At 58.4% G+C, this 16,063-nt stretch carries 17 protein-coding genes and 2 pseudogenes; 5 read left to right on the top strand and 14 right to left on the bottom strand.

Annotated features, from left to right (window positions below; translation table 11 throughout):
* Positions 1–270: 270 nt before the first annotated feature.
* The 7 genes and pseudogenes from AB6O04_RS20005 to AB6O04_RS19975 all read right to left on the bottom strand — a co-directional run.
* Positions 271–483, bottom strand: a pseudogene (locus tag AB6O04_RS20005) (DDE-type integrase/transposase/recombinase); the annotation flags it as partial.
* Between the two features lie 431 nt (positions 484–914).
* Complete coding sequence (locus AB6O04_RS20000) at positions 915–1,400, bottom strand: hypothetical protein (RefSeq protein WP_368566169.1); 486 nt, start codon at positions 1,398–1,400, stop codon at positions 915–917.
* 62 nt (positions 1,401–1,462) lie between these two features.
* The gene (locus tag AB6O04_RS19995) at positions 1,463–2,086 is read right to left on the bottom strand and encodes a DUF4136 domain-containing protein (protein ID WP_368566168.1); all 624 of its coding nucleotides are present in this window, start codon (positions 2,084–2,086) and stop codon (positions 1,463–1,465) included.
* Positions 2,087–2,122: 36 nt separating this feature from the next.
* Positions 2,123–2,728 (bottom strand): YSC84-related protein, encoded by a 606-nt coding sequence (locus tag AB6O04_RS19990; protein WP_368566166.1) that lies wholly within the window; start codon positions 2,726–2,728, stop codon positions 2,123–2,125.
* 185 nt (positions 2,729–2,913) lie between these two features.
* Positions 2,914–3,294 (bottom strand): response regulator, encoded by a 381-nt coding sequence (locus AB6O04_RS19985; RefSeq protein WP_368566165.1) that lies wholly within the window; start codon positions 3,292–3,294, stop codon positions 2,914–2,916.
* Between the two features lie 137 nt (positions 3,295–3,431).
* A complete protein-coding gene (locus AB6O04_RS19980; RefSeq protein ID WP_368566164.1) occupies positions 3,432–4,082 on the bottom strand; it encodes a response regulator transcription factor in 651 nt (216 codons plus the stop codon).
* Positions 4,083–4,213: 131 nt separating this feature from the next.
* Complete coding sequence (locus tag AB6O04_RS19975; protein WP_368566171.1) at positions 4,214–5,611, bottom strand: sensor histidine kinase; 1,398 nt, start codon at positions 5,609–5,611, stop codon at positions 4,214–4,216.
* Between the two features lie 730 nt (positions 5,612–6,341).
* On the opposite strand from AB6O04_RS19975, the gene AB6O04_RS19970 reads away from it, so the two are divergent.
* Positions 6,342–6,467: a hypothetical protein gene (locus AB6O04_RS19970; protein WP_368566163.1), complete on the top strand. Its 126-nt coding sequence runs from the start codon at positions 6,342–6,344 to the stop codon at positions 6,465–6,467.
* 248 nt (positions 6,468–6,715) lie between these two features.
* The gene (locus AB6O04_RS19965; protein ID WP_368566162.1) at positions 6,716–7,012 is read left to right on the top strand and encodes an I78 family peptidase inhibitor; all 297 of its coding nucleotides are present in this window, start codon (positions 6,716–6,718) and stop codon (positions 7,010–7,012) included.
* A gap of 151 nt (positions 7,013–7,163) precedes the next feature.
* Here the strand turns inward: AB6O04_RS19965 and AB6O04_RS19960 are convergent, their stop codons facing one another.
* From AB6O04_RS19960 to AB6O04_RS19940, 5 genes and pseudogenes are all read right to left on the bottom strand, one after another.
* Complete coding sequence (locus AB6O04_RS19960) at positions 7,164–8,615, bottom strand: PAS domain S-box protein (protein WP_368566161.1); 1,452 nt, start codon at positions 8,613–8,615, stop codon at positions 7,164–7,166.
* On the bottom strand, positions 8,557–9,159 hold the full coding sequence (locus AB6O04_RS19955; RefSeq protein ID WP_368566160.1) for a hypothetical protein: 603 nt from the start codon (positions 9,157–9,159) through the stop codon (positions 8,557–8,559). The genes AB6O04_RS19960 and AB6O04_RS19955 overlap by 59 nt, the downstream gene beginning before the upstream one ends.
* A 323-nt stretch (positions 9,160–9,482) precedes the next feature.
* Positions 9,483–9,875, bottom strand: coding sequence for a response regulator transcription factor (locus tag AB6O04_RS19950; RefSeq protein ID WP_368566159.1), 393 nt, complete (start codon positions 9,873–9,875; stop codon positions 9,483–9,485).
* A 195-nt stretch (positions 9,876–10,070) separates the two neighbouring features.
* On the bottom strand, positions 10,071–10,346 hold the full coding sequence (locus AB6O04_RS19945) for a response regulator transcription factor (protein ID WP_368566170.1): 276 nt from the start codon (positions 10,344–10,346) through the stop codon (positions 10,071–10,073).
* Positions 10,339–10,677: pseudogene (locus AB6O04_RS19940) on the bottom strand (response regulator transcription factor); the annotation flags it as partial. The gene AB6O04_RS19945 and the pseudogene AB6O04_RS19940, both read right to left, overlap by 8 nt.
* Before the next feature lie 500 nt (positions 10,678–11,177).
* On the opposite strand from AB6O04_RS19940, the gene AB6O04_RS19935 reads away from it, so the two are divergent.
* From AB6O04_RS19935 to AB6O04_RS19925, 3 genes are all read left to right on the top strand, one after another.
* The gene (locus AB6O04_RS19935; RefSeq protein WP_368566157.1) at positions 11,178–11,663 is read left to right on the top strand and encodes a hypothetical protein; all 486 of its coding nucleotides are present in this window, start codon (positions 11,178–11,180) and stop codon (positions 11,661–11,663) included.
* 665 nt (positions 11,664–12,328) lie between these two features.
* Positions 12,329–12,961, top strand: a complete 633-nt coding sequence (locus AB6O04_RS19930; protein ID WP_368566156.1) for a hypothetical protein — start codon at positions 12,329–12,331, stop codon at positions 12,959–12,961.
* Between the two features lie 187 nt (positions 12,962–13,148).
* Positions 13,149–13,928, top strand: a complete 780-nt coding sequence (locus AB6O04_RS19925; RefSeq protein WP_368566154.1) for a hypothetical protein — start codon at positions 13,149–13,151, stop codon at positions 13,926–13,928.
* 785 nt (positions 13,929–14,713) lie between these two features.
* Here the strand turns inward: AB6O04_RS19925 and AB6O04_RS19920 are convergent.
* The gene (locus tag AB6O04_RS19920; RefSeq protein ID WP_368566152.1) at positions 14,714–14,878 is read right to left on the bottom strand and encodes a hypothetical protein; all 165 of its coding nucleotides are present in this window, start codon (positions 14,876–14,878) and stop codon (positions 14,714–14,716) included.
* 106 nt (positions 14,879–14,984) lie between these two features.
* A complete protein-coding gene (locus tag AB6O04_RS19915; RefSeq protein WP_368566151.1) occupies positions 14,985–15,710 on the bottom strand; it encodes a hypothetical protein in 726 nt (241 codons plus the stop codon).
* Between the last annotated feature and the right edge of the window lie 353 nt (positions 15,711–16,063).

Here is a 16,063-nt window from a genome sequence, read left to right as displayed (position 1 = left end):
TTGACAAAGTAGTGTCCGCGGCGACGGATCTTCGTCAACGGCAATTGCAGACCGTGCTTCGTCAATAGTGAGCGATGGATCCGGTAGCGCACCTGCTCCCTGGCAAATTCACCGATCAGGGCCATCTGCGGTGATCTGGGGCCCGTATCTCTATCTTCTATAAGGGCAATAGCAACTCTGTTCTCAGATGCCCGAACGCCGGAAGAGCGCAATGAAGCTTCCCGGAGAGAGGCCCGGCGACGCAAGGGTGGTGTCCCAATTGGCGGAGAAGGTATGGCGGATCGGCAAGAACTGGCTGCCACGGTCGCTGCGGCGGATCCGGTCGCCCTCATCAAACGGCGGGCGGGCGTGCAGCGCCTGCTCCAGGGCATCGAGCACAAAGTCGGTATGCATGCTGCCGGATACCTTCCAGTCGACGATCTGACGAATGTACACTTCGACCACGAAGGCCACATGCACAGGACCCTGCCAGGTTGAAAGGTAGTGAAGTACGCCACTCATTTTGGCCCCACGCAAGGCTCCAGTGTAGATCTATTGACTGGGTGGCAGCCCCTGTAAGCGCCGTTCGTACGCTGATGAAACATCCCCAACGTCGCCATCCGGCTTCTACCCCTCCAGCGACTTTGCGGATCGTTCGGCGTCATGCGTTTGTCGCGATTCACCACGCCAACTCGGGCGCGCCCGATGCGCAGGCCACGGTAGTTCCGTTCTCACGACGATAGCGAGCTTTCCCAAGTCCTGTAGGGGCCGTATCGGCCTGTGCGCATGGTTGCACTTGCCTACAATCGCCCGTCCCATATTGGGCTTGCGTTTCGTTGCCATGGTGGACTCTGGCTTGGTTCAAGTGCGCGGCATTGAGCGCGCAGTGGGGATACGACTTTTCATCGACCGGTTCCGATGGATATCTCGCGACGCTAGCCGGCAAGGGGAACCTGGGCCGCCTGCTCGAAACGCACGATCGCGCGCAGCTTGTTCTCTACCTGCAGGTAGCGCACTGCCTTGACCGCAGGGACTACCTTCCTGAGCTTGCGGAAGGTGTGTTCCATCTTCACGGCTTCATCTTTTTCCAGATCCAGCGCGTCCTCGGCGATCGCGGTGGCGGTCGCGTCATCGATCGCGCCGGCGTTGTAGGCTCTGGCGTACTTCAGGATGTTGTCAAGGCGGCGCTGGTTGAACCCGCGCAATGCTTCCTGGTACGCGTCATAGATCGGCCAGAACTTTGAGCCTTCCTGCGGTGTCAGTTCCAACTGCTCCTCGACAAATGCCCGCTTCTCCGGACCAACTTCACTTTCGAGCGCATGCATCTCCGCGAAGCTTGCCGCTTCGTCCGCGGTGTACCCAGGGCTCTTGCTTTCCTGTGACCAGGCCGGGGATGCAATGAGCGCAGCAATCAGACCCAAACGAGCTAGTGCAAACATGACGTGTCCTCGTGATTCGATGGATGGATGGCATGCGGTTGCGTTCAACCGCCGGCCTTGAACGGGTACTTCGCAAAGATCTCGGCCACGGCCGCGCGTATCGCGGCTTGGCGGTCTTCCTGCGATTTCTTGGTGACGCGACCCACCGCAACGCCTTCCCAGACCAGTTGCTTGCGCCGTGCGTCCACGATGTCGATGTTGAGGGTGCCTTCGGTGTACTGGTCGACTCGCGTCTCATAGCCGTAGCCACCCCAGCCACCGTAGTAGCCGCGGCGGTAGCCGTAATACATCGGAGGTGGCGCGGGGGTCTGGCTGACACGCGTCTGCTGCGCCAATCTGGCATTGAAGTTGATCAGAAGATCGGGCTGAGTTTCGCCATAGCGGTAGCCGCGGGCTTCCATTTCACGCTGCACGGCCGACTTCAATGTCTGCGTGACCAGCGATTCATAGCCGGCGGAGTCCGTACCCAGCGGATCAAAAAAACCGAACGTGCGGTATGCGCCGAAGTCTGCGCTGCGATCGTAGTCGGCGGTGGTGGACACCGGACTGCTTGCGCAGCTCGACAGCAGCCACCCGGCAACGACCAACAACAGTGCGCGCAGCGAACGGTGCATGGCGATCTCCTTCAGATAGCGACGGCTTCCGCCGAACGTGCAAATGCGGTTCATGTGCTGTCTCCGGATCGAACGCCGATACCGCAACCCTCAATTGAGATTGCTGTCTCGGTAGTATTTGGTGCCCTTGACCGTCAACTCAGCGGCCAGCCCTTCATCGGTGATCTGATAGACCCATACGCCTGGAAATACCGACATTGCGCCTGCGTAGGACACGCCTTTGCCTGAAGCCTGCGCTCCCAGCGTCGCTTGGCTGCCGAACTGATAGCCCTGGTTGACGAATGCATCGAAGGCGCTTTGCGTTTCGAATACCCAGACCAAGCGGAACTTCTTCACGCCAAATCCCAGGCCGGCCTGCACCTCGGCCATGCGCATGAAGATTTCCTGGCGCTTGGCGTTATTGACGGCCATGCCTTCGCCGGTGCCGCCACCGGCAACCAGGATCTTCATGCCGAAATTGCTGAAAACCGCATACCCGGCGGCGCTTCCCACCGCCTGTTTCGCCGCTGGCTGACTGGCATAGAGCTGCTGCAAAGTATTGCGCGCCATCGTGCGCACCTCGTTACGCGCCTCTTCCAAGGGTGCTGAAGGGTTCTCCCCCGGTACGGGATCGCGAACGTTGCTGGTACTGCAGCCGGCGAGGAAGGCGAAGCTGATGAAGGCAAGCGGCATGGCGATGTGCTTGACGCGTGGCATGGTTCGATTTCCTTGTTCCCCGGCGGTTATTCCGTACTACATGGCCACCCGACGTGGGCTTGATGCGGGAAGGATTGGTTGCGGATTCTGGCGGCGGCCACCGCAGCATTGAAATTGGCATTGGGGGAGAGGCCGAATGCCCTTTGGTGCATGTGCGTACCCGCACAAGCGCCGAATGACATAAATCAGGATTGCAGCGTGCGCGCAACCAACGCGACCAGCGCTTTGCCCTCGAACGGCTTCAGAAGATAGGCGGCGCACGCGCGTTCTGCCTGTGCGCGCACTGCGGGATCGTCATGGGCGGTAATGAAAATCCATGGCGGCGTGGATCCTTTTTCGGCTAGTCGCCTATGCAGTTCGAACCCGGATGCGCCGGGAAGACGAACGTCGCACACCAGGCAGCGGCTTGAATTCCAGACACGCTCGCCTTCCAACGCGTCCAGCAGTGCTTCCGCGGACTCGTAGGCGTCGACCTGGTAGCCAGAGCCGCGCAGCATGCGCTCGATTGCCTGGCGCATGCTCCTGTCGTCTTCGACCAGTACCACCTCGTGTGTCGCGCTCGCCATGCTGGGCTCAGGGTCCCGCCAGGAGGATTCGTCGGCGCTGGATCAGCACCGCTCCATCATCCGCAGCCTCCGGCGCGCGCGTAATTGCTCATTGGGGTGGCTGTGGATGCCCTTTGGGGCAGGCACGGCTCAGAGGATCAGCGAGCGGCTACCGCCAGGCGTGGGAGATCGGCTGTATCCAGCTCGAGTTGCACAGCCAGGTGCACCAGCTGAGCGACCGAATGCACATCCAATTTTTCCATCACATGTGCGCGGTGCGCTTTTACCGTCCTTTCGCACGTACTGAGTGAAGCCGCGATCTGTTTGTTCAAGCGGCCCGCAACGACTTGTTCGAAGACCGAGCGTTCGCGTGGTGTGAGCGAAGAGAAGTTGCGACGGATATGCTGCTTCATCAGCTCGCTTTCGCGTCGATTGGTATCGCGCTCGATCGCGGTGGTGACTGCGGAAATGAGCGCGTCGCGGTCGATGGGCTTGGTCAGGAAGTCCACCGCGCCGCGGCGGATCGCCAGCACGCTCATCGGAATATTCCCGAACCCGTTGATGAAGACCACGGGAAGCGCATCGGGGCGCCGCATCAGCGCCAGTTGCAGATCCAAGCCGCTGGGACCCGGCATGCGGACATCCAGAAGCAGGCAGCCCGGACTATCACCTGCCCACGTCAGCAGATAGTCACCGGGCGAGGCATATAGTCGGACCTCAAAGCCCAGCGCCGTCGGCAGCCTCTGCAGCGCGTCGCGGACGGATGCGTCGTCATCAACCACATGGATCAATCCATTCGGCGCGGTCATAGTCCTTCCCCCTCCCGCGATCGACGGCGCCCTCACATTCGACCATGCTGGTGGAACGTCTTTACTCTTGCCTAGTGCCCTTTGGTAACCTTTTTCAGATCTTCTGATCCCAATCCGACGAATGGTAGCCTTCACTTCGGGGCATCGTAGGGTGGTAGCGTTATCTTGAAGGTGGCACCGGCATCGCGATTGTTTTCCACTCCGATGCGGCCGCCATGCGCTTCTGCGATGGAGCGCGCAATCGATAGTCCAAGCCCCATCCCATGCGGTTTTGAAGTATAGAAGGAGTCGAACAAGTGACTCAGCCGTTCCGCCGGAACACCTGGTCCGGCGTCGCTGATCCAGATTTCGATTTCGCGGTGGCGGGTACTGGAGACGCCGATGACGATAGGAGCGCGCGCCGAAGATGCGCCATCGGCGGGGCTCATCGTTTCTACCGCATCCATGGCATTCAACATCAGATTGATCAAGACTTGCTCAAGATGCGCGCGATCTCCGCGCACGTAGGCATGCTGCGGCGACAACACGCTTGCGACGGGAATTCGCCGTCGCCGCGCTTCCGGCTCCAGCAAAGCGATGACATCCGCTGCGATGGCATTGGCGTCGATCTTTTCCATCTCCAGCTCGCGCTTGCGCACCAGGGTCCTGACGTGGCGAATGACATCGCTCGCCCGCAAGCCGTCACGTCGCACATCTATCAGGATCTGCCTGATCTCATCCAAAGGAGGATCGCGACGGTCAAGCAGGATCTCGCCCGCATCGACGTTGCTCAGGATCGCGCCCAAAGGCTGGTTGATCTCATGTGCAATGGATGCTGTCAGTTCGCCGACGATCGAAAGCCGTGATGCATGCGCGAGTTCCTGTTGTTGCCGCTTCGTCGCCGCCTGCCCATCGGCAACCATGCCGGCCAGCTCGTACGTCATCATTCCGGCTGCAACCAGGAACGTGGCCAAGGTCAGCGACACCATTTCCCGCACTCCCGTCTGCGGCGCAGCCAATTGGATTGTTACGGCAACCACGGCAAGTCCTATTCCTGCGGCCAGGACAAAGCTGCGGAAACGTGCGGCAGAAGACCACAGCCGTACCGCGCCACTGAGGGCCAGCCAAAATAGGAGGAAGAGTGCCGCGAAGGAAGCGACACGGTGCGTGATAGCGACAGCGGTCATGTCCGTGCCGACAGATGATCGGAGCGCATCCGTGAGCGCCGCTATCGCCAGAAGAAAAGCGACGGTGAGCGCTGCACGGCGCCGCGTCTGATTGCTTCCTGCATATTCCGCGGTGAACCATGCGGCCGCGCCAAGCCAGATCGACACCGAAACCGACAGTCCGGGCCACGCGGCTGAAAGATCGTCAGCCAACAACGCGCCGGGTGAGACTGCATGAGCGGTAGCGGCTGCGGCGGCACTGAAGCAGGTCAAGGCGAACCATAGATGCTCTCGGCCAGTCGAGCGGCGCGTCCAGATGAGTAGATGATGGGCGCCTGCTGTCGCAAAGACGGCTACCAGCAAGATCAACGCACCGATAACCATGCTCACCCGCGCTTTGAAGGAAGGGGACAGCTGTAGATTCGATAGACTGCGTTGCACAGGAAAACGGAGCCCAGCCGCTGGCGTGATCTGTCCAGCATCTCCATGTACCTGTCGTTTACCCCGACAACATTGCTCCCGCAACTTACACGCGCTAGATAGCAGATTGTTCTAGCAGAAAACGGAATCCTGCGCACAGGTCGGACAACCGCCGTTTAAGACAAACTGTAACAGCGCCTACAGAACTGCGAAGTCGATGTATGCGGTTCGTCACTGATAAGACGCGGCCCAATTCTCCATGTGTTTCCGATCTCGGTTTGCGTGGTAACCAGGTGCGGTTAACTGCCGCCCCATCATGCATAGTTGGATCGAGCGACCAGCCAATAATGCGCCTGCTGTGGATTATTCCAACGGGTAGCAGGGGAAAGTGCTGGTGGCGTGCCCCTTAGGGCAGCGAAGTATGCCCCTTGGGGCAGGTATACGAGCAATCAATATCTATCCAGAATGGACAAAACAGTCCACGGGCGTCGGGCAGCGAGTGCGTTACTCGCTACCGGTTCGCCATATCTTGGGAACGAGAAAGGCAATCTGCCAACTCTGACCATCCTCATCGATAGCAATCGGAGCTTCCATCCTCAGGCAACTCATCGGAAGGCAGTGTGGCTTTTGTCGAGCTCCCATCCGCCAATTCAAAAGTTGCCTTGTCATCCGAGAAATCGCACGAAACCACCCAATGGATGCTGGTTTCTTGCTTCGCGACCTGGCAACGATGATCGCCATCGCCATCGCCATCGCCATCGCCATCGCCATCGCCAAGGTCATTGTTGCTGTGTGTCGCTGCCGAAGCCGGCATCGATAGGAGCGCAGTTAGGCTAACCGCAGCTAATGTCATTCTGCTCATGAGCTCACCTCTTTCAAGATAAACGCTCAGTCAATCGAAGGACGCCTTGTGTTGCAATCTGAGTGCAGTGGCTGTGCAGGCGTGTCTCATAAAATCAACTGTAAACCTACTATCGCAGCAAAGCGACCTTGTATCTTGACTGGAGATGCTTTCGGTATTGATGGACGGACCAGATCGGGGCAAACAACTCCATATCTGGTGATTCTATGAAACTTATCTACTCTCTCTTTATGGTTCTGCCATTGGCGCCGATGATTGGTTGTGCAAGCGAAGAAGGACTTACCTCCGCATCGACGGATGGCCGCTGCACGACAGAGAACACATCGTGGGCCATCGGAAAGCCGACGGACGAGGCCAACGGGAGAAGATTGTTAAGAGACAGCGGTGCCAGTTTGTGGCGCATCATCATGCCAAAGCAAGCAGTGCCGGCCGATCACCATGATGATCGACTAACGGTGTATGTCGATGACAGCAATGTGATCACTTCTGTTTCCTGCAATTGATCTGTTTGCGTGCGTATAACACTTCGCACCAGCGTCGAGCGAAAGGTTCCGATCAGACCGCCGAGGGTACAAGGCTAGATGCTTCGCTCCATACGTAGGCATCAAGTTCTAGTTGCGATGGTGTCGGTCGTAGGTCGGTGCGATCATAACGTCATCGAGTGTTATGGGTGATATCAACGGGAAGCTGGAAGTGAAACGTGGCGCCGCTTTCCTGGTTGTTGGTGGCCCACAGTTTTCCACGATGCGTCCATATGATGGTTGCGCAGATCGCCAAACCCAATGCTATTCCTTCCGGCTTGCTCGTGACGAACGGCATGAATATCCGTTCGAGATCATCCGCCGGAACGCCGTGGCCCAGATCACGGACCGATACGGTGATCGACGAATCATCGAGCGATTTTGTGCTTATCCGCAGAACTCGTTCCGCTTTTATGTCCCTCATGGCATCACAACCATTGACGATCAAGTTCAGCAATACCTGTTGCAGCTGAACCCGATCGCCGTAGATGGGAGGCAGGCTTGAACACAGCTCAAGAACTACGGAAATTTTCCTATTGAGCAGATCGCTGTCGAGCAATCGCACAACCTCTCGAACGATGCTATTCAATTCCAGCCTCTGATAATCGACCTTCTCTTTACGCAACATCGCTCGCAGACGGCGGATGACCTCACTCGCGCGCTTGTCACTGTCGACGATCTGGATGAGGCTGTCCCGTACTTCGTCGATATTGGGCGGGGAGCGACCCAAGAACCGCAAAGCCGCCTGTGCATTACTTAGGATCGAGGTCAGTGGCTGGTTGAGTTCATGGGCGAGAGAGCCGGATATCTCGCCCAGAATGGCAACACGCGCAAGGTGGGCTACCTCGTCGCGCTGCAATGCAATTTCCTGCTCGGAGCGGAGGCGCTCGCTGATGTCTGCAATGGAAGCTAGTACAAACGTATCGCCGGACATCCACAGTGGCGTAAAGCCGATTTCCAGCGGTACTGGTGCGCCATCCTTGCGTCGCCCGAAAACGTCTCCCGCAACCCCCATGAGCCCGGCACTGTGGCTCTCCACGACGCGCATTCGGACACTGCTTGCATAGATGCCTTTGGGAAGCAGCATGTCGATGGAGTGGCCCAGCAGCTCTTCTCGGTTGTAACCAAACACCTTCTCGGCCTGCAGATTCGCAAGAGTGATGTTCCCGTTCGCGTCGGCCATGATCATCGCCGTCCGCGCGCCATCCACCACCAGCCGAAACCGTTCTTCGGCTTGACGTTGTTCGGTGACGTCGTAGATGACGCCGTGCAGACATTTCGCGACGCCATCCTGCTCGTACTTCACTTCGCCCTTGGCCTTGAGCCAGCGCAGCCCCCCGTTTGGACGCAGCAGGCGGAACTCGCTGAAGAAGACGCCCGTGCCATTGACAGCCGTTTCCCGCGCCTTGCGCACTACCTCGAGGTCGTCAGGATGGATATGGGTGATGACATGCTCTCTGCCAATATGTTTGTTCGCGGAAGAGAAGCCTGGCAAGCCGCTACTTTGACTGGTGAACCAGAAGTCGTCACTTTCTACATCCCAATTCCACAGGCCAAGTCCAGCGGCTTCCGCGGCGAGAGTCATTTGACGTTCGCTGTCGCGCAAATCGGATTCGCTTTTTCAGGCTGCGCGCAAGCTGCGCGGACCGAAGCACCTCGCCTCCCAGCTCGTAGCTCATGACCAGCACGATGCCGAAAAAGGACACATTGATCGTCATGGGGCCGGGAATCCATCCCAACACCACGACGGCCGCCCAGGTGGAGCTGAAAGCCACGAAGCCCGCGATGCTCCCGCACACCAGCAGCGCCCTTCGGCGTTCGTGAATATCGTGGCGACGCCAGACGATAACCATGGAACGAAGCGGGAACAGGATCAGGACCAGATTGCTCAACTGACCCATGATCATCCATGGGTTGGGTTCGCCGACAGGCGTGGCGACGCTCTCGTGCCCCAGGATCTCGATATGTTCAAGCGCAGTGATCCGCTCAAAATTAAGGTTGACGCCGGTGATGAAGTTGGGAACAAGACTGCCCACGCGCAGAGCGCACGCTGTCAGGCCCAACCAAGAGTTGCCCAGGCGGAATCTCACCAGGACGAAACCCACCAGGGAAACGACCAGAACAGCCACTGCAGGATGCGCCCACCGAATTACGGAGGCATATTGGTCAGGCGTCTTTGCCTGCATCGCAACAGTTCGCAAAAAGCTACAACGACTATCGAAAGGGCGGCGACACTGAATATGAGATGCGCTACCTCATTCCGTTGACGTGCCCAGATCGTAAAATGGATAAGCCCCAACATCAGGCTCGCGGCGCCCATCATCGGCCATAGCAGGTCGACTCCACTCATATGGCAACCGATACGCCGTTGGAGATTCGGCCAGAGTCTAACTGAGCCAGGCCGTGACGCGCGCGCGCTACAGGACATCCACAACGCGACTGGAACCCCCAATCACTTCACCGCCTGATGGTCGATGACCCAGTTGATCGCATCGAGCAACGCCTGATCGTCGACCGGTTTGCGAAGGAACATCCGTGCGCCCAAGCGACGCGTCCATGACCGGATTTCTTCATCGTCGCGCGCGGATACTGCGATCACCGGCAAATGGATACTCCCCTCATTGAGGCGGGCCTGCACCTGCGGTCCGGTCATGTTCGGCATGGCGATATCGAGCAGGAGACAGGCTCGGGGCGACTCGCAGACTTCCGCCAGAAACTCTTCGGCGCAGTCGTAAGGCCGTGGCTCCAACCCCGCTGCCCTCATCAATCGTGCGAAAGCCTGCCTGACGTCGCGGTCGTCGTCCACGATGTATACGATCGCAGTTTGCGCTGCCCAACCCACCATCGCAGTCCTCCGCCAGCAATCAGCAACACCTGCGATTTGCACGCACAGTGCCTATCCGCGTGAAGCACCGGACATAAGTCGGCGGCGCAATTCCCGCTACGGACAGTAGAGTGTAGAGAAGGCCATGGGTATGGGACCTTGATCCCATAGCGCCGAGAGTGGGCGTGCCTTAGCCCCGGGCAGCGGGCCCGCCGCCTACAGCTGTCCGCACAGACGCACGAGCTGGGCGACCGAACGCACCTGCATTTTGGCCATGGCCCTTCCCCTGTAAACCTTGACGGTCTTCAGGGAGATACAGAGGGTATCGGCAATCTGCTTGTTCAGACGCCCGAGGATGACCTGATCGAGTACCTCGCGCTCCCGGGGGGGAGAGCGTGCTGAGGCGGGACGCAACGCTGTTCTTGGCGTCGCGGCGCTGGCAATCCTGCCGATGCCGCTCCACCGCGGCAGCGATGGCCTGCAACAGGACATCGTCGTCGACGGGCTTTTCGAGCACATCGAGCGCGCCCCATTTCATTGCCTGGACGGTGGTGGCGATGTCGCAGCGCCCTGTCAAATAGATGATGGGAAATGCGCTGTCGGTTTCACGTATGCGGTCGTGGAGTTGCGGGCCGGTCATGCCCGGCATGCTGACATCCAGCACCACGCAACCAACGCCGGTGAGGGGAAGCTGCGCAATGAATTCCTCGGCGGAAGCGAAAACCTCCGCCTTCCAGCCGGCCGCACGCAGGAGCCGAGAGATCCCTTCGCGGACTTCCGATTCGTCATCGACCAACAGTACCGTTGCATCGCCACCATCCATATGCAATCTCCCCGTCTAACGAGATCAGATCCATGCATCTGAAGAGCCAAGCCCAAGCCCGCCACACCACGTGTTTTATACGTATAGTACGTTGGTGATTTCAGAACAAAGGAGCTTTCGCGGCAGGCCGGTAGCAGCCGACACAGGCCCAGAACTCTCATCTCCCAGAGAAAGCAAGCAAGCCCAAAAAAGCGCTGGAAAGAGCGGGGCGCGGTATCAGGAAGCCACCGACAAGCGACGCGCATCCGCGCCGATTACCAAACTTTGCACGCGAGAAGCGGATCGGGAAGTGGCACCTAAGTCCCATTGATACGGATCGCTGACCACTCGCATGATGCAGAAGATCGGCAGGCTTCCTGCTGCGTCCAGCCGCCGGCGGCGACGCTGCCGGATATGCAGGGCGAGTGATTGTGGAATGCAGGATCCATCGCTTATCAGGCATGAGACTACATGGATCCGGCTGGCGTCCAGGTGCGGGAGAAACGTCAAGGAAGCAGGGCATGAAACATCGCCGCTATACGATCCGGCCCATACCTGGCCAGCCATTCCATGTGGGACGCGCGCCAGACGGACGGCAATTCATTCTGGGTCCAATGTCTTCGGAGGTGCTTGCCTATGTGTTCGACCCGGATGGCCATCTGATTTCTCGCGAACACAGAAAGTGGCGGGGGGCGGAGATGAGCCAGAACAGTACGGGAATGTACTGGCTGTTCGAGCCTGGCACACGCACAAAAGTCCGGGCAAAGATGGCTGACTGGAAGCGCGAAGTCGGCCTGGTAGAGGAGTCGATTGTGATCGATGGTTTCTTCGATGCCGAGTTCAACGTCGGCATCGAGGATGTGCCCAGGTGTCTGGAGATTGCGATCGGCGATGAAAGCGACTTTGAGAGACGCCAACGAGACAAGGAGAGAATCGACTGGATCCAAGCGGGAAGCTTCATCTTCTGGTGGGAACTCGATTACTGGATGGCAAGGGACGCACGGTGAGGTAATTCCTGGTCAAGACGACTATCGGCATTATTGGGTTTTTCTTGGGCAGAAGGTCAGGCCAGAAGCGTTCACCGATTCGGTAGGAGCACAGCGAAGATCGCGGTCGCTGAAGCGGAATTCCGCCGGAAAGCCTGAGCAAGCGGGGCAGGGGACGGCCGGGCGGGTCGAGCTATATGGCGCGTTCTCAAAACTTCCCCAATATCGGCAGTGGCGGGTCCCTCTAGCATCCGATTGTGATGGATGTAGCGATTTGTATGTTCGATCGGATCGGCGTAGAAGGGGAGGCGCTGCATCTACCGTCCTAGGGGGCATGGTGATGAAAGCAGTACAGGGAGAGTTTTCCGCTCGCGCCAAATGCGGCTCTTGGTCGCCGTGTTGGAGTGACGCTTCGTTGTATGCCCCCGGCGCCTTCTGAACGCCTCGTTTTCCCGCTCTCGCAGCGCTTCGCCCACAGCTCGGCCATGTCCTGGCGCGCAGGTTCGCGCGCAGTACCGTTTTCTCTGAATTGAAGCGTTACGCGGTCCCGGACCGCGCACGCTGCTGTTGTCGTTGCGCAAGTTTCCGCCGGCGTCGTGCCGCCCATCGATTGTCGCGTCCGCTACACGGATGTCATCAGGAGCAAAATCATGAACCTCATTTTCCGCATCCTTTGATCCCAGGCCTTGCGCGCCTGGGTAGTGGCTTCGGAGTTGGCCACACCGGGTGGCAAGAATGGCCGAACAGTCGACCGTCGAGTCATCACTGTCGACGTGGCGCAGGTTCAAGACGCGCTCGAAGATTCGCCGCCGGCTGAGTCCTGGCCCCTACGCCTGCGCATTCTGGTGGCGCTGATGACGGTATGCCTGCCGGTACCGGCCGCGGACCGCTGGTGGGACGCCAACAACACTGCTGTCGGCCTGGGCGGCACCGGCATCTGGAATACGACCGATCCATTCTCGAGTCCGAACAGCGACGATGTCAGCGGCCCTTACAGCGCCTGGAACAACGCCGCGCTGGATGACGCTTTCTTCGGCGGCACCGCCGGCACGATGACGTTGGGTGCGCCGGTCACTGTGCACAACATGAGCTTCCTCACCAACGGCTACGTGCTCAATGGCAGCACGCTGACCTTGGGCGGAGTCGCACCGACCATCACTACCGATCTCGGTGTGATCACCACCATTAACTCGGTCATCGCCGGCAATGCGGGCCTCACCAAGGCCGGCACCGGCTGGCTGTTCCTGACCGGCGCCAATACCTTTATTGGCAATATCAACGTCAATGACCGGCATAGAGGCGCTCATCAAGAGGAATAAGGCTTCGCTTTTCGAACGCATGGCGGCCGGCGCCGGTCAGAGCGGTCACGCCCAACGGTTTGCGCCGATGACGGGAGAGAGGTCATGAGCACGTACGAATCTGAGCAGGACAAAGGACTTATCGAATGGTGGGTAACGCTTCGACGTGATGTAATCTCCTGTTTCGCAAGGTGCATCTATGCCGCTCATGTCTTCCGCTGATGCCAAAGATCATACCATATTCGTGCCAACTCAGACCGCCATGCAATCAGATGCAGGCGCACCGACCACCACATCGGCTCGAAACTTAGAATCAGTTCGAAACTACGTTGATTCGACATCGACTGATCGTGTAAGTATTTTGGCGGAGCTCATGCGGTTAGGCAGGCCGACCCCAGTCACTCCTGCCTACGATGCGCCGGGTATGCATGAGGTGTTGAGTACCGTGGGCGAGGGCGGCGAGCACAACGGCTATTTGCTGGTGCGACCGTCCGATCAGTCCGGAGCTTTCGTCTACGGAGTACGCGTCAATGCACGGGAAATGGTGGAGACTGGGGACAAGTTCCACATCAGTATCGAGGCCAGCCAGCTCGAAGTGGCCTTTGCCGAGCTATCCGTCCTCCTGTTCTCCGACGACTGTCCGTTCGATCAATGGAAATTGGCTGACCCGAGCGTCACCGGCGACCAAGGTCGAGTGGGTGCGGGAGCGCAAATCACCCTGTATGCAGATCAAGTTTTGACGTCTGTCGATGCAACCGTGGCATCCCAGGCGGCGCAGATAAAAGATTTTATCTCGCAAATCGAAGGGCGCTTGAGCAATGCGGGCGTGCGGGCAGGGATCGTACCCGAAAGTGACGTGCGGTACCTCAAATGGAGCTATTGTAGCTATCGCAACGACCGGCATTCAGATCGCGATGGGGTGCAGGCGAGTCTCAACCTCTTTGAGCCTTTATTCCAACTGATGGGCGATAGCAACATCGTGAAATGATCAGCAGCGAACTCCAAAGGGACGCCATAACGTGAACTGTCGAATGCATTGCGAGCAATGCGGGCCCTCGTCGCCGGAGCTGATCTGCGCCGTCCGATCTTAACGGCGTGACTGTAGACTCCGGTACTAGCAACACGGCCCGAGTTTCAACCGGTCTTGTAGCGCGTGCTAGCCCGGTAGCGACCACGCCAAGTCACTCCGCTATGCGGGAAATCTTGCTCAATTAGGGTTGTAGCGGTGTTGCGTTGAAGCCTACCTTTCCCTGTAAAACCACTCTCGGGACGAGGCATACCCTTAAGGCGTTTCCGTGATAGCTGACGGGGTAGCCGGTCCCGTTGCCTCGATTTCATAGCGAACGAGGCGATTACCGCTCGCGGGTAGGGTAGCCATCGAAGGAGCGGGTCCGTGGCTACTGACGTTGGCCCGCTGGAGACAGCCGGATTTGTGCGTACCGGCCTGCGTACCTCGTCTTGCGTACTAAGTCGGTTGCCAGCCGCGAGAGGCCATTTCGTGGCAACCAGGGTGGCAACCTGTCGCTGGCAACCAGTCCCAACCTTACAATTCTCTAATAAAATCGGCAGAGGGGCAATTTCTCGCTCTCGGGCATCGGGCGTGGCCATGGCCGGTGCAAACTTCCAACGAAAGTCGCTTCCAAAGGGGCGGGAAGTTGGTCTTCGGTGTCGCGTCGCGATCGTTGCCGCAGTCGGTCACGACGCAAAGGGCAGTCATCAGCTTGTCTTTGAAGCAGCTGGCAGCCTTGTGCCTGGTCACGAAAAAGCTTCGCGCTACTTTCTTTCCTGCTTGCCCTTGTCTACCACCAGTCTCACCACGAACTTGCGGGCGTTGGCGTTGCTGCCGGTAGCCGGCACGCTCAGCACAGCCTTCAACCCCACGCCATAGCCGATTTCTTCTCGCTGAGGGCCATCCTTCCAAGAATACTGAGCGGGCATCGGAACTACAGAGCGGAAGATCGGTCCGCGATTTTGGTTGAAAGCCTGGATGTAGTCGTCTCCGAAGAATTTGCTTTCTGTTTAAACCGCATAGATGGGCAGGGTGCTAGGTAGGAGCTGGACGCAGCCACCCCTCACTTGCATTGGAGTGATCAGGCTGTGATAGGTCGTACACCGCCTGTTCTGCGATGCCGCAAATGGACGGAATGCTGTCGCTGCGCCCTAGATCACAGTGATTTGCGCCGACTAAGATCAGCCCTTTCGGTTTTGTGGCGCTACCGACCTCGTGGAAGCACGCGCCCATGCCAAGATTGCGCTCGATCAGCTTGTCCGCAGAGCTTCTAGCCGTTGGGATAGCGTTGTCTATCAGATGGACCCGGACGCCATGCTCCTTCGCATAAGCAATAAATTGCGGCAGCGGCATTGAGTTAGCTAGCGCTCCCGTTATAGCAGCGCAAGCGTCAGAGAAGTCCTGAAAGATTGCATCCGATCTCACCTGAGAAGCGTCAAGGCCATTCAGATACTCACTGAATCTTTGATTTGGATCACCGCCAAACGTATCCGATGACAAGTCCGGAAACTCCAAGTACAAGTCGCTCACACACCCATGGTCGATTAACATCATCGCAAACTCTCTGGCAGCTGCCTGGTCGTGATGCTCACCGACAACGATGGTGCCGCTAGCCAACTGCCTCTCCGCGTCCCCTAGCAGGCGAATCTCCTGCTGATCATGAAGCGACAATTTGGCAGTTGTTTCGGTCGCATCCTGGACAACGGCATGAGCGGGGATAGTAGTCGTGGCAATTGACGTCGACACTGATCTGATTGGCATTGGGAGACTCAAAGCTTGGATTGCACAAACTGCAGGAAGGGCGATGTGGAATCTAGTATTGGGTTCAGTCGGGAACCGGTCCACGCGTCCAACGCCATGCCAGAATAGGAATTGTCGCTTGTGTACCCGCGACGCGTCGGCCACCTTTCGCACGAGCTTGTCCGCGAGACTTGCCATCGTATCGCCCTCATAGTGCTGGCGGCATCCACAGTGGTGACCTTGGTGTAGCCACCGGCGCGAGCTACTGAGTGAACGACCTACGCGGGTTTTGGGCGATTCCGCACGGCGTTAGGGAAAATCCACGGCAACATCAGGAGCGTTCCTCAGCACCACAACGGTGTGCTGACGTGCTT

This window comes from Pseudoxanthomonas sp. UTMC 1351 (genome assembly GCF_040948865.1).
Taxonomy (GTDB): Bacteria; Pseudomonadota; Gammaproteobacteria; order Xanthomonadales; family Xanthomonadaceae; genus Pseudoxanthomonas_A.
This window is presented reverse-complemented; position numbering and strand designations above follow the sequence as displayed.